The following is a 12404-nucleotide window of genomic DNA, read 5'->3' on the forward strand; positions in this document are numbered from 1 at the left end:
GCCCCGACCCGGAGTTCCGGCCCGGCGCGCTGCTGTACGCGACCGTCGACCCGACCGACAACCTGTTCACGCTGGAGCGCCTCCACCCGTCGTGACGGCGGCGGCGCGGACGCCCCTCCACGCCCGACGCGGGTGGCAACGGCTCGATCGCCCGCCAGGACGGGCCCTTGGCATCCGGGGGGTGCCCGGCAGCCCTCTCGTGGCCGTGCCGCCGTCCCGCGCGGTGGCCTGATCAGTCGGTCAGGCGGACCGTGCCCGGTTGGTCGACCACGGCCGGGTCGCGGTGGTCGAGGAACAGGCGCCGGTGTCCGGGGCGGATCTCGACGACCTCGCCGCCGCGCGACTGCACCAGGCCGACGCCCTCGGTGACGTGCAGGGTCCGGCCGACCGCGTGGCGGTGCCGGGCGGTGCGGGCGCCGGGGGCGAAGCGGACGTTGTTCACCCTCATCCGCGAGGGTTGTTCGCCCTTGGCGAGGACGTCGAACCACACGTCGCCGGTGAACATCTCCGCCGGGCCCTTCGTGCTGGGCTGCCGGGGCAGGATCTCCACGTCGTCCTCCGGTGCTGTCGGTAGTCGGTCGTCCGCTTCCGGGGCTTCGTCGCGGTGGTCGCGGACGGGCGGGGTGAGGTCGTCCGGGGAGCGGTCAGAGGCGGATGAGGGTTTTGAGGGCTTCGCGGCGGTCCATGGCGCGGTAGCCGTCGGGCGTCTGCTCCAGGCCGATGGTGAGGTCGAAGACCTTACCCGGGTCGACGGTGCCGTCCAGCACGGCGGGCAGCAGTGCGTCGATGTAGGCGCGCACCGGGGCGGGGCCGCCGGTCAGGGTGATGTTGTGGCCGAACAGGCTGCCGAACCCGATCGGGGCCTGCTCGTACTGCGGCACGCCGACGCGGCTGATGACGCCGCCGGGGCGGACGACGCCGACGGCCATGTCGTAGGCGCTCATGTGCCCGACCGCCTCCAGCACGGCGTGGGTGCCGTCGCCGCCGGTCAGCTCGCGGACCTTCTCGATCCCCTCCTCGCCGCGCTCGGCGACCACGTCGGTGGCGCCGAACTCGCGGCCGAGGTCGGTGCGGTCCTCGTGCCGTCCCATGAGGATGATCCGCTCCGCGCCCAACTGCTTCGCGGAGAGCACGGCGAGCAGGCCGACCGCGCCGTCGCCGATCACCGTCACGGTGGTGCGGGGGTCGACGTGCGCCTGCCTGGCGGCGTGGTAGCCGGTGCCGTACACGTCGGCCAGGGTCAGCAGCGACGGCAGCAGCGGCGAGTCCTCGCCGACGCCGGGGAGCTTGACCAGGGTGCCGGACGCCTGCGGGACGCGGATGGCCTCGGCCTGCCCGCCGCCGACGTCGCCGTTGGCCCAGAACCCGCCGTTGCGGCAGGAGGTGTGCAGGCCCTCGCGGCAGAACTCGCAGGTGTTGTCCGAGTACCCGAACGGGGCCACCACGAGGTCGCCGCGTTCGAGGCCGGTCACCTCCGGGCCGAGGTCCTCCACGACGCCCAGGAACTCGTGGCCCATCGGCGTGCCCCGCTCGGAGGCGGGCATGGAGTGGTACGGGTGCAGGTCGCTGCCGCACACGCAGGAGCGCACGATGCGCACGACCGCGTCGGTGGGCTGCCGCAGCACCGGGTCCGGGGCGTCCTCGACGCGCACATCACCGGCACCGTACATGAACGTGGCTCGCATGAATTCCTCTCAGGAACACGGGTTTCGCGTTCGGGCCGCCGGGACGGCCGGCCTCGGCCCGTGGACGGCCGGCACCGCCGGGTCGACCGGCGGCCGGCGCTCGACCGCTGGTCGGCGGCTTCCTCCGGCGTACCCTGGACACCTCCCACAAAACTCCACCGCGCGCCCGCGCGGGAGGGGCTGTCCTTCCGGGTAATGGCAGGACCCCCCCAGAAGGGGTTTACGTCGGGGGGTTCACGCCGAGGGGTTCACGCCGAGGGGTTCACCCGAGGCGTCCTGGGTGGCGGCCCAGCTGGCGAGCACCGTGAGGCCGTCCGCGGTGGGGGTGTCGGGGGCGGCGGTGTAGACGTTGAGGGTCAGGCCGGGTTCGGAGGGCAGTTCCATCGACTCGAAGTCGAGGTCGAGTTGTCCCACGACCGGGTGACGCAGCCGTTTGCGGCCGCTGCGGTGGTACTGCACGTCGTGCGAGGCCCAGCGACGCCGGAACACCTCGCTGCGCGTGGACAGCTCGCCGACCAGTTCGATCAGCGCCCGGTCGTGCGGGGCGCGGCCGGCTTCCAGGCGCAGCATCGCGGCGGCGTCGTTGGCGACGCGGTCCCAGTCCACGAAGAACTCCCGGGCGGCCGGGTCCAGGTAGAGGAACCGGGCGGTGTTCGCGGGGCGGCGCGGGTCGGCGAGCACGGGGGCGTAGAGGGCGCGGCCGAGGCGGTTGAGCGCGACGATGTCGTGCCGGCCGTTGCGCACCCACGCGGGGGCGTCGCGGATGGCGTCGAGGACCTGCTGCACCGCTGGTCGCACGCTGGTGGGCGGTGTGCGGCGGCGGCGGGACCCCGGGTCGGCGGCGCGGGCGAGGGCGAACAGGTGCTCGCGCTCGGCCTCGTCGAGCCGCAACGCCCGGCTCACCGCGTCCAGCACGCCCTCCGAGGCGCCGGAGAGGTTGCCGCGCTCCATGCGCACGTAGTAGTCGATGGAGACCCCGGCGAGCAGGGCGACCTCCTCGCGGCGCAGTCCCTTGACGCGCCGGTTCCCGCCGCCGTAGGCGGGCAGCCCCGCCTGTTCAGGGGTGATGCGCGCCCGCCGCGAGCTGAGGAACTCGCGGACCTCCGCGCGGTGGTCGACCTGTCCCATGAACCCAGGGTAGGTCGCTCGCCGGAGGTGGAGGAGGTAACGCCAGTACCCCCCGACCCCGTCGCCGTCGTGCCCGTCCCCCGCCGCCACGCGTTCGTAGACTGGCGGCCATGAGCGAGTTGGGCGCTTTCCTGCGGGCCCGGCGGGCGCGGGTCGAGCCCGCGGACGTCGGGCTGCCCGGCACCGGCCGCAGGCGGGTGGCCGGGTTGCGCCGCGAGGAGGTGGCCGTGCGGGCGGGCCTGAACTCCGACTACTACGCCCGCCTGGAGCAGGGCCGCGAGCGCAACCCGTCGCCGCAGGTGCTCGACGCACTGAGCCGCGCGCTGGACCTGGACGCGGACGCCCACGACCACCTGCACCGCCTGGCCGGCGTGGTCCCGGAGCGCCGGCCGGTCCCGGCGTCCGGTGTGGTGGACCCCGCGCTGCGGCGGCTGCTGGACGGCTACCCGACCACCCCGGCGTTCGTGCTCGACCGCACCCTCGACGTGCTGGCGACCAACGCCATGGCGGACGCCCTGTTCTCGCCGTTCGCCGCGGTGGACAACCTGGCGCGCATGGTGTTCGCCGACCCGGCGGCGCGGCGGTTCCACGTCCGCTGGGAGCAGGCGGCGGAGGCCACCGCCGGGCACCTGCGGGAGGGGGCGGGGCACGACCCGGGTTCGCCCCGGCTGCGGGAGCTGGTGGCGGAGCTGAGCCGGGTGAGCCCCGGGTTCACCGCCCTGTGGGAGTCGCACGCGGTGCGCGCCAAGACCAGCGAGGGCGCCAAGGCGCTCCTGCACCCGGACGTCGGCCCGCTGGAGCTGGCCTACCAGTCGTTCGACGTCCGGGGCGCGGCCGGGCAGCAGCTGGTGGTCTACCACGCCGAGCCCGGCAGCCCGAGCGCGCGGGCGCTGGCGCTGCTGGGCCCGGCGGCCGGTGGCCGGTCGGCGACCGGTGGTCGGGCGGCGCGGTCGCCGGAGGTGCTCAGCGGCGGGTGAAGCGGTACCCCGCGTGGTGCAGCACGTCGCCGTCGAACTCGCCGAACGCCCAGAAGCCCAGGTCGTCGAGGTAGACGATGCGGGTGCCGGTGACCCAGTAGCGCCCCTGGTAGGCGCTGGGCCGGTCGCCGCGCGCCTCGTCGTAGCGCCCGTCCGGCAGCAGTTCCTGGCGGATGAAGCCGGCGTCGTCCACCCACGTGCCCGTGTACGGGTGTTCGGTCGCCACCGGTTCGACGGGCGTGACGGGGCTGGTGCCGTCGAGGCGGCGGCCCCGCCACAGCTCGACCCGGCCGGCCAGCACCACGACGTCGAGGTGCCCGCCCCGGTACGGGACGGCGTCGGTCGGGGCGTCCTCGGGGTCGGCGACGCGCACGACGGCCACGTCCGCGCGGGTGCCGGGCGTGAGCGTGCCGGGGCCGCCGGTGAAGTCGACGACGGCGGGGAGCACGACGCAGCCCGTGCAGTCCACGACGATCATGCCGTCGTCCTCGGCGGCGGTGAGCAGGCCCGGTCCGACGCCGACGATCCGGTCGCCGCCGATGAGCACGTCCGCCCGCTCCCAGTCGCCCAGCAGCGGGTTCGCGGTGACCACCGCTCCCCCGGTCAGCAGCAGCGGCCTGGTGGAACCGGCGGTCAGCGCGGCGAACGCCTCGGCGTCGCGGTCGGCGGTGGTGGCGGTGGTCCCGCCTGCGGCGGTGGCGGTGGCGGCGGCGGCGGTGGTGCTGGTGGTGCTGGTGGTGCTGGTCATCCCGGTCTCCGGTGTCCTCGGTGGTGTCGGACCCGGTGGTGCCCGACGAGGTCCAGCCTGCGCCCACCGCCGGGTGCCGCCCAGGTCGTGCTCAACCTGGACGTGGCGCGTCCAGGGTGAGCACGACCTGGTTGCCCGGCCGCCGCCGTCGGAGGGTGGGTGGTGCCCGAGAAGCACGACCGACGACGGAGACCGCCGTGACGAACTCCCGCGAAGCCACCCTCGACCTGCTGCGCCGCACCGCCCGCGACCCGCGTCGGCGCGTCCTGTTCCGCAACGCCACCGTCGTGACGGTGGACCCCGCGACGGGCACCCTCGCCGGAGGGGACGTCCTCGTGGAGGGCCCGACCATCGCCGCGGTCGGGCACGCGCTGCCCGTCGCGGACGCCGTCGTGGTCGACGCCACCGGCATGATCGCCGCGCCCGGGTTCGTCGACACCCACCGCCACGCCTGGGAGGCGCAGCTGCGCCGCGTCATGCCCGACGTGGACGACCTGGGCGCCTACGTCACCGAGACGCTGCTGGGGTACGCGCCGGCCTACCGGCCCGAGGACATGTACACCGGCACGAAACTGGCGGCGCTGACCGCGATCGACTCGGGCATCACCACCATGCTCGACTTCTCGCACAACTCGCGCACCGCCGCGCACTCCGACGCCGCCGTCCGGGCGCTGCGCGACACCGGCGTCCGGGGCGTGCACGCCGCCATGGGCCCGCACTTCGGCGCGTGGGACCACCAGTGGCCGGCCGACCTGGCCCGGCTGCGCGACCAGCACGGGGGCGACCTGCTGACCTTCCGGTTGGCCTGCCTGGCGACCGACGGGATCGCGGGCCCCGACCTGGCCTACGGGCCCGCGCTCGCCCGGCACGCCCGGGAGCTGGGCGTCGGAGTCAGCGTGGACGCCGTGTTCGGCGAGTCGTCGTCCCGCGCGGTCCTGGAGTGGGAGCGGCAGGGCCTGCTGGGCCCGGACGTGACGCTCATCCACGCCACCGGGCTGACCGCCGACGCCTGGCGCGCCATCGGCGACACGGGCACGACCGTCGCCCTCGCGCCGACCTCGGACGCGCAGATCGGCCTGGAGACCGCCGTGCCCGCCGTGGACGAGGCACTGGCGGTCGGCGTCCGCCCCGGGTTGAGCATCGACGTGGAGGTGGCCCTATCCAGCGACATGTTCACCCAGATGCGGGCCCTGCTCGCCATCCAGCGCATGCGCGCCGTGGAGGGCGCCTACGGCACCGACCGCACCCCTCGCCGCATCGGCGTCGCCGACGTGCTGGACTTCGCCACCCTCCAGGGCGCGCGCACCAACGGCCTGGGGGACGTCACCGGCTCGCTGACCCCCGGCAAGCAGGCCGACCTGCTGCTGATCACCGCCGAGGCGCTCAACACCATGCCCCTCAACGACGCCGTCGGCACCGTCGTGCTGGGCGCCGACGCCCGCAACGTCGACACCGTCCTGATCGGCGGCGAGGTCCGCAAGTGGGCGGGCGAGGTGCTCGACGTGGACCTCGCCGCGCTGCGCGACGAGGTGACGGCCTCGCGCGACCACGTCGTGGCCGCGGCACGCGCCGCCGCGTCCCCGGCTCCGGCCGCCAGGTGATGTTGACACATCAACAATCAGGGCACTAGTTTGTTGACACATCATCAAATGCTCGGTCGGAAGTCGAGGGGACAGCGATGAGGGCACTGGTCGCCCGCGCCTACGGGGCGCTGGAGGAGCTGGAGATCGCCGAGGTCGCGCGGCCCGTGCCCGGGCCGGGGCAGCTGCTGGTCCGCGTCGAGGCCGCCGCCGTGAACCCGATCGACGTCAAGCTCGTCACCGGGGCCATGAGGGACTTCCTGCCGATCGCGCACCCGTTCGTGCCGGGCGTGGACGTCAGCGGCGTGGTCGAGGAGGTCGGCGCGGACGTCGGGCGGTTCGCCCCGGGCGACGCGGTGATCGCGTGGAACGGCGTGCCCTCGGGCGGGTTCGCCGAGTACGCGCTCGTGCGCGCCGACGACACCGCGACCGCCCGTCCACCGGAGCTGGACGCGCGCCGGGGCGCGGCCCTGCCCACGGCCGCGCTGACCGCGGCGGCGCTGCTGGACCTGGTGCGGCCGGCCCCCGGCTCGTCGCTGCTGGTCGTCGGCGCGGCCGGCGGCATCGGCGGTTGCGTCGTGCAGCTCGCCCGGCGCGCCGGAGCGGTGGTGCTGGCCACCGGGCACGAGGACGACCGGGAGCGGCTCGTGGGGCTGGGCGCCGACGACGTGGTGGACCACCGCGCCGAGGACGTCACCCGCTGGGCGCGCGACCGGTTCCCCGAGGGCGTCGACGCGGTGGTGGACCTGGTGGCCGCCGGGCCCGCCCTGGCCGCCTCCGCCGCCGCGGTCGGGCCCGGTGGCCTGCTGGCCTCCCCGCTGGGCGGTCCGCCCGCGTTCGACCGGGACGTCACCGCCGCCTACACCGGGACCACCACGCCGCCCGGTCGCCTCGCCGAACTCGCCGCCCTGGCCGCCGAGGGCGCGCTGCGGGTCGGGATCGCCGCGGAGTACCCGCTCGCCGAGGCCCGGCGGGCGCTGCTGGACTTCACCGGGCAGCACGTCAGCGGCAAGTTCGTCATCACCCCCTGACCACACCCGCCCCGCACCCCGCGCACCACCCGAGGAGGAACCCGATGGCCACCGACGTGCGCCGCAACGACGCCGAGAGCCGCTACGAGATCATCGTCGACGGCGAGCTGGCGGGCATCGCCGACTACGCCGACCTGGACGGGAAGCGGGTCGCCCACCACACCGAGGTCTTCGACGCCTTCACCGGGCGCGGCCTGGCCACCGCGCTCGTCGCCGGGGCCCTCGACGACATCCGCGCGACCGGCCTGCGCGTCGTGCCGGTGTGCCCGGTGTTCGCCGCGTTCCTGCGCAGGCACCCCGACCGGGCCGACATCGCCGACCCGGTGCACCCGGAGCTGCTGCGCCGGCTGGGGGCCGCGCTGGGCGCCGGGGCGTGACAACGCGGTCCGGACCGGCCGCCGCCCCCGCGCGCGACCGGTCCGGACCACCCGGCTAGCAGGTGCCGTTCGACTCCTGCATACCGGTGTCGGCACCTGCCGTGCGGTTCACGATGCCCGGCACGCAGGCGGTCTGGTCGAGCGTGAAGCTGTAGGGGATGGCGACCGCGGTGGTGGACTTGACGTCGGGACCGGCGGGCTTGTGCTCGCTGCCGGGGGCCGACCAGGTCACGTTGTCGAAGGTGTTCCCGCTGACCTGCCAGTAGCCGGCCTCGGCGGTGTAGAAGGTCCCGAGGACGTCCTTGGAGTTCTTGAAGTAGTTGTTGTCCACCCTGGCCTTCGCCCCGGCGCGGGAGTTGATGCCGGACTCGTTGAGGCTCACGTAGTAGTTGTTGTACATGTGGCCGACGCCGCCGCGCAGCAGGGGCGCCCGTGAGTCGATGTTCTCGTAGAGGTTGTGGTGGTAGGTGACGAACCCGTTCGAGCGGTCGCTCTCGCTCGACCCGACCAGCCCGCCGCGCCCGGAGTTGCGCAGGGTGCTGTAGGACAGCGTCACGTACTGCGTGTTGTCCTTCATGTCGAACAGGCCGTCGTAGCCCTCCGACTCACCGCCCGACGCCAGCAGGTTGACGTGGTCGACCCAGACGTTGCGGACGTTCTTCTCCATGCCGATGGCGTCGCCGCCGTTGGACGTGGGCGAGCCCGACTTCTTGACGTTCCGGATGGTCACGTTCCGGATGACGATGTTGCGGGACTCGCGGATGTGGATGCCCAGCTGGTCGAACACGGCGCCGCCGCCGACACCGATGATGGTGACGTTGCTGATCCGCTTGAGCTCGATCACCCCGGCCGCGGTCTCGCAGCTGTCGCCCGAGACCTTGGTGGTGTTGCCGTGGTTGATCGTCCCCTCGACCTCGATGATGATCGGGGTGGAGCTGCCGGCCCGGCTGCACAGGGCCTGGTGGATCTTGGTCCCCGTGTTGGCCCGGACCGTCGCGCCGCCCTGCCCACCGGTGGTCCCGCCGTTCTGGGACGCGTAGCCGGTCGCGGTGCCGGCCGCGGCCGACGCCGGTGCTGTCGCCAGGACCGCGCCGGTCGAGGTCGCGACGGCCAGCGCGGCCACGACCGCGGAAGCTCGCCAGGTGAGTGATCGTGCCATGTCGTCTCCTGCGTCGTCGAAGGGTGGACGGTGCCGGCGCGGTTCGCCGGCGAAGTCGGGTTACAGCCGGGCGCCGAGCTGGGGGTGGCTCTTGGGCACCAGGAAGGACGAGGTGCGGATGTCGCCGTTCGCGTCGCGGGCGCCGGTGGTGGTGGCGGCGTCGGTGCTGACGAGGTCGGCGTCCTTCCAGCCGGACTTGACGTTCCAGGAGTTGCCCGAGGCGGTGGAGGTGCCCAGCGAGACCGGCGAGGCGTTGTTGACCGCGAGGTTGCCGGTCAGCGTGGACCGGGACCGGTTGACGGTGAAGCCGGTCTTCGCGTTCTTCCACGCGGTGTTGCGGGTGAGGGTGATCGCGCCGGGGTTGCCGTTGTCGGTGTAGCCGTGCGCGGCGTTGCGGAAGGCCATCGTGTTGACCACGGTGTGCGCGGCGGCCGGGGCCGGGTCGCCGCCGCCGAGCTTGAACCCGTTGCCGTCGCCGGAGAAGTCCGGCAGGTCCCACCGGTTGTAGCCGTTGCCGTGGGCGATGGTGTTCTCGATCCGGATGGGCGAGGTGAACTTCCAGGCGTCGAAGCCGTCGTCGACGTTGTTCCACAGACGCGCGCCGCGCACCACGTTGCCGGTGCCGGAGCCCTCCTTGATCGCCAGCCCGTCCGCGCTCTCGCCGTTCTTGCGCGGGTCGCGGTTGCCGTGGCTGTCCAGGTTGAGGATCAGGTTGTTCGCCGAGGAACCCTGGAGCTGGAAGCCGGACTCGTAGTTGTCGCGGGTGACCAGCCGTTCGTAGACGTTGTCGTTGCAGCCGTCGCAGTACCAGGCGTACGGGCCGCGGACGATCTCCAGGCCGGACACGTGCCACCAGGAGGAGCCCTCCTGGTGGAAGGTGCCGCGCTGCTCGCGCGGGATGCTGCCGCCCACCGGGGTGTGGCTGGCGGGCAGCTGCTCGCCGTCCACGACCACCCGCTCACCGGGGTGGTTGGCCAGCCGGATCGGCCGGCCCGGCTCGCCGCTCTTGCGGATCTGCACGTTGGTGGTGACGGTGTGGGTGCCGCCCCGCAGCAGGATCGAGGTGCCCGGCTGGGCCAGGTCCACGGCCCTCTGGATGGACTTGAACGGTCGGTCGACGGTGCCGGGGTTGCCGTCGTCGCCGTCGACCGCCACGTACAGCGCGTCCGCGGCCGACGTGGTGGCGACGGCAGCGGTGGCCGCCACCACCAGTCCCCCGGTCAGCGCCACCACCGACACGGCCACAGCGGCGGTCCGGCTCATCGTGCGCTCGTCCGTGCGCAGACTCATGCATCGCCTCCTCGCGTGCAGGGTGGTCCGATGGCGATCCCCGGTCGCGCACCGATCGCGACGGCGACGGAATCCGCGATGGCGACTATCTCTGGGAACGCTCCCAGGGAGCATTGCGCACGCTTGCGAAACAAGCAACAAGATTCACAATCATGAACGGCGCAGGCCGTTCACCTGCATGAACACCCTGTCGAAGCGGTCGGCGGAGCAATCACCGTCGATTTCCCCAGCCGCAGTTCAGGGATACCGGGAATCGATTCAGGCACGATGTCCGGCGCGGGAACGGGATGTCGGGAACATTCACAGCCGTGAACGGGAACGCCGCGTCCGCGGCTGCGACCGGGGGTGCGCACCGTGCACCCGGCAGCGCCGGCCCCGCTCCACCGGACGGGGGCAGCGGGAGACGCTGAGACATCGATCAGCGCGCCTCAGACATGGCCCGTCCTGCTAAAGGCGGCTTGACTTGGCACATGCCTCAACACCCGGTTCCGGTCGCCGACACGGGCACGTGCGGGGACCGGGTCGTCGCCCTCCCCCCGGGGGCGGGCGTACCGGTGCGCGGCACTGGAGGCCGGGTCGCCGTCCGAGCGGCGACCACTTCGTGAACGAACACTGGGGGCTCACCACAGCGCGGCGGTGAATTCGACCGAATTCCCGTGGCGCACGTCGGCGATTCGCGGCACGCGACGTCGACGGTCGCGGCACGGGAAAACCGGAACACCGTCGCATTGAGGTCGTGAACAGCGCAGGTGCCATGTCGAAAACACGGCATGACGCCTTTTCAGGCGCTCCAACGACCGCCCGGGCACACCGTTCCCGCGCCGCCGGACAGGGCGGTCCCGCAGCACGGGAACCGGACATACACGCAGTTCGGAGTGCGGGAACGACCTCTCGCGCACACTCCGTATCCGCCCGGCTACGCAGCTACAACTATGGCACACCCCGGGCGGCGCGTCCAGGCACGACCAATGCAGTTCACCTATTCGGTGAAACGCCGTCGAGACGAGGGAACAAGCAGTGAGTGAAAACAAGGGGGCCGCGCACAACCCCGATCGCGCGTGGTCGCGGAGACGCCTGCTGAAGGCGGGTGGCGCGGCCATCGCCGCCACGGCGGTCGGCGCGGGCACCGCGACGGCGCAGCCGTCCGCCCGGCCGGTGATCCACGACGCCATCGTCGTGGGCGCCGGGTTCGCCGGGGCCATCGCGGCGCGGCAGCTCCGCGCCGCCGGGCTCAACACGCTGGTGCTGGAGGCGCGGGACCGCATCGGCGGCCGGACGTGGACCGAGTCGTTCGTCGGGCAGCGGGTCGAGATGGGCGGCCAGTTCGTCGACAGCTCGCAGCAGCTCGTCACCGCCGAGCTGGCGCGCTACAACATCCCCGTCTCCAGCGGGCTCACGCCCGCGCGGGCGATCATGCCCGCGCCCGGCGGCTTCTCCTCCTACTCGCTGGAGGAGATGGTCACGCGGCAGGGCTCGTTGCTGGAGCGGATGTTCGCGGGCACCGAGGACTACTTCCCGGCGCCGCACGACCCGATGCTGCGGCGCAGCCTGGTCGCCCAGATCGACGGGTTCTCGCTCAAGGACCGGCTCGACCAGCTGGCCTTCACCGCCGAGGAGCGGAGCTGGCTCAGCGGCATGACGGCCGGGCAGTCGGGCGGCTCCAGCGCCTACGGCGCGATGACCTCGCTGATGCACTGGTGGGCGTTGGCGGGCTACAACACCGGCGCCTGGTACCGGGCGCAGAGCCAGCAGGTGTCGGTCGGCATGTCCGGCCTGGTCGCGGCCATCCTCAACGAGGCCAACGCCGACCTGCGGCTGAACACGCCGGTCTCCGCGATCAGCGAGAGCGGCGGCCTGGTCACCGTCACCACGCGGGCGGGTGCGCGCCACACCGCCCGGACCGTCGTGGTGGCCGTGCCGGTGAACCTGTGGAGCACCATCGCGTTCTCCCCCGGCCTGCCCGCGGTGCAGGCCACCGCCGCCGCGCAGGGCGTGGGCGTGCGCAACAACCGGAAGCTGTGGCTGCACGTGCAGGGCCTGACCGAGCCGGTGCTGGTCAACGGCGCCGAGGGCGACACGTTCATGACGGTGGTGTCGCACAGCCACACCACCGACGGCGGGCAGCTCATGCTGGCGCTCAACAGCCTGCCCGCGCTGGACATCACCAGCCGCGCGGCGGTGAGCACCGCGGTGCAGCGGGTGCTGCCCGGGACGACGGTGGTCAACTTCCGGGCGCAGGACTGGGGCGCCAGCGCGTACTCGCGCGGTGGCTGGGCGCTGCGCAAGCCGGGTCAGATGACCGCGCAGCTCTACTCGATCCAGCAGCAGCACGGCCGCCTCGCGTTCGCCACCAGCGACATCGCGAGCGGGTGGGCCGGTTTCGTGGAGGGCGCGCTGGAGTCCGGGTTCCGGGCGGCGGCGCAGGCCCT

At 73.3% G+C, this 12404-nt stretch carries 11 protein-coding genes; 5 read left to right on the plus strand and 6 right to left on the minus strand.

Annotated elements, in window-relative coordinates:
* Positions 1 to 232: 232 nt before the first annotated feature.
* The 3 genes from ACR807_RS38190 to ACR807_RS38200 all read right to left on the minus strand — a co-directional run bounded on the left by ACR807_RS38190 (position 233) and on the right by ACR807_RS38200 (position 2813).
* Entirely contained in the window at positions 233 to 550 is a 318-nt protein-coding gene (locus tag ACR807_RS38190) for a cupin domain-containing protein (RefSeq protein ID WP_438926399.1), read from the minus strand.
* A 94-nt stretch (positions 551 to 644) separates the two neighbouring features.
* On the minus strand, positions 645 to 1685 hold the full coding sequence (locus tag ACR807_RS38195) for a zinc-binding dehydrogenase (RefSeq protein ID WP_438926400.1): 1041 nt from the start codon (positions 1683 to 1685) through the stop codon (positions 645 to 647).
* Positions 1686 to 1919: 234 nt separating this feature from the next.
* Positions 1920 to 2813 carry a helix-turn-helix transcriptional regulator gene (locus tag ACR807_RS38200; protein ID WP_438926401.1) on the minus strand — a complete coding sequence of 298 codons (894 nt, stop codon included), beginning with the start codon at positions 2811 to 2813 and terminating at the stop codon, positions 1920 to 1922.
* Between the two features lie 110 nt (positions 2814 to 2923).
* Between ACR807_RS38200 and ACR807_RS38205 the strand changes: the two genes are divergently transcribed.
* Positions 2924 to 3790: a helix-turn-helix domain-containing protein gene (locus tag ACR807_RS38205; RefSeq protein ID WP_438926402.1), complete on the plus strand. Its 867-nt coding sequence runs from the start codon at positions 2924 to 2926 to the stop codon at positions 3788 to 3790.
* Here the strand turns inward: ACR807_RS38205 and ACR807_RS38210 are convergent.
* The gene (locus ACR807_RS38210; protein ID WP_438926403.1) at positions 3777 to 4538 is read right to left on the minus strand and encodes an Atu4866 domain-containing protein; all 762 of its coding nucleotides are present in this window, start codon (positions 4536 to 4538) and stop codon (positions 3777 to 3779) included. The genes ACR807_RS38205 and ACR807_RS38210 overlap by 14 nt on opposite strands.
* A 197-nt stretch (positions 4539 to 4735) precedes the next feature.
* On the opposite strand from ACR807_RS38210, the gene ACR807_RS38215 reads away from it, so the two are divergent.
* The 3 genes from ACR807_RS38215 to ACR807_RS38225 all read left to right on the plus strand — a co-directional run bounded on the left by ACR807_RS38215 (position 4736) and on the right by ACR807_RS38225 (position 7526).
* Positions 4736 to 6139, plus strand: coding sequence for an amidohydrolase family protein (locus ACR807_RS38215; protein WP_438926404.1), 1404 nt, complete (start codon positions 4736 to 4738; stop codon positions 6137 to 6139).
* Positions 6140 to 6216: 77 nt separating this feature from the next.
* Positions 6217 to 7149 (plus strand): zinc-binding dehydrogenase, encoded by a 933-nt coding sequence (locus tag ACR807_RS38220; RefSeq protein ID WP_438926405.1) that lies wholly within the window; start codon positions 6217 to 6219, stop codon positions 7147 to 7149.
* A gap of 44 nt (positions 7150 to 7193) precedes the next feature.
* Complete coding sequence (locus ACR807_RS38225; RefSeq protein WP_438926406.1) at positions 7194 to 7526, plus strand: GNAT family N-acetyltransferase; 333 nt, start codon at positions 7194 to 7196, stop codon at positions 7524 to 7526.
* 55 nt (positions 7527 to 7581) lie between these two features.
* Here the strand turns inward: ACR807_RS38225 and ACR807_RS38230 are convergent, their stop codons facing one another.
* Positions 7582 to 8685, minus strand: a complete 1104-nt coding sequence (locus tag ACR807_RS38230) for a pectate lyase family protein (protein ID WP_438926407.1) — start codon at positions 8683 to 8685, stop codon at positions 7582 to 7584.
* 60 nt (positions 8686 to 8745) lie between these two features.
* Entirely contained in the window at positions 8746 to 9975 is a 1230-nt protein-coding gene (locus ACR807_RS38235) for a right-handed parallel beta-helix repeat-containing protein (protein WP_438926408.1), read from the minus strand.
* A gap of 1017 nt (positions 9976 to 10992) precedes the next feature.
* Here ACR807_RS38235 and ACR807_RS38240 point away from each other — a divergent pair.
* Positions 10993 to 12404: flavin monoamine oxidase family protein (locus tag ACR807_RS38240; protein WP_438926409.1), on the plus strand; the 1412-nt coding region annotated here is incomplete at its 3' end.

Source organism: Saccharothrix sabaoui (assembly GCF_051756985.1).
Lineage (GTDB): Bacteria > Actinomycetota > Actinomycetes > Mycobacteriales > Pseudonocardiaceae > Actinosynnema.

What these genes read in the sequence shown, in the direction of transcription:
- ACR807_RS38225 (WP_438926406.1), top strand. Translation starts at nt 7,194, where the DNA reads ATGGCCACCGACGTGCGCCGCAACGACGCCGAGAGCCGCTACGAGATC.
- ACR807_RS38200 (WP_438926401.1), bottom strand. Translation starts at nt 2,813, where the DNA reads ATGGGACAGGTCGACCACCGCGCGGAGGTCCGCGAGTTCCTCAGCTCG.
- ACR807_RS38210 (WP_438926403.1), bottom strand. Translation starts at nt 4,538, where the DNA reads ATGACCAGCACCACCAGCACCACCAGCACCACCGCCGCCGCCGCCACC.
- ACR807_RS38235 (WP_438926408.1), bottom strand. Translation starts at nt 9,975, where the DNA reads ATGAGTCTGCGCACGGACGAGCGCACGATGAGCCGGACCGCCGCTGTG.
- ACR807_RS38195 (WP_438926400.1), bottom strand. Translation starts at nt 1,685, where the DNA reads ATGCGAGCCACGTTCATGTACGGTGCCGGTGATGTGCGCGTCGAGGAC.
- ACR807_RS38220 (WP_438926405.1), top strand. Translation starts at nt 6,217, where the DNA reads ATGAGGGCACTGGTCGCCCGCGCCTACGGGGCGCTGGAGGAGCTGGAG.
- ACR807_RS38205 (WP_438926402.1), top strand. Translation starts at nt 2,924, where the DNA reads ATGAGCGAGTTGGGCGCTTTCCTGCGGGCCCGGCGGGCGCGGGTCGAG.
- ACR807_RS38230 (WP_438926407.1), bottom strand. Translation starts at nt 8,685, where the DNA reads ATGGCACGATCACTCACCTGGCGAGCTTCCGCGGTCGTGGCCGCGCTG.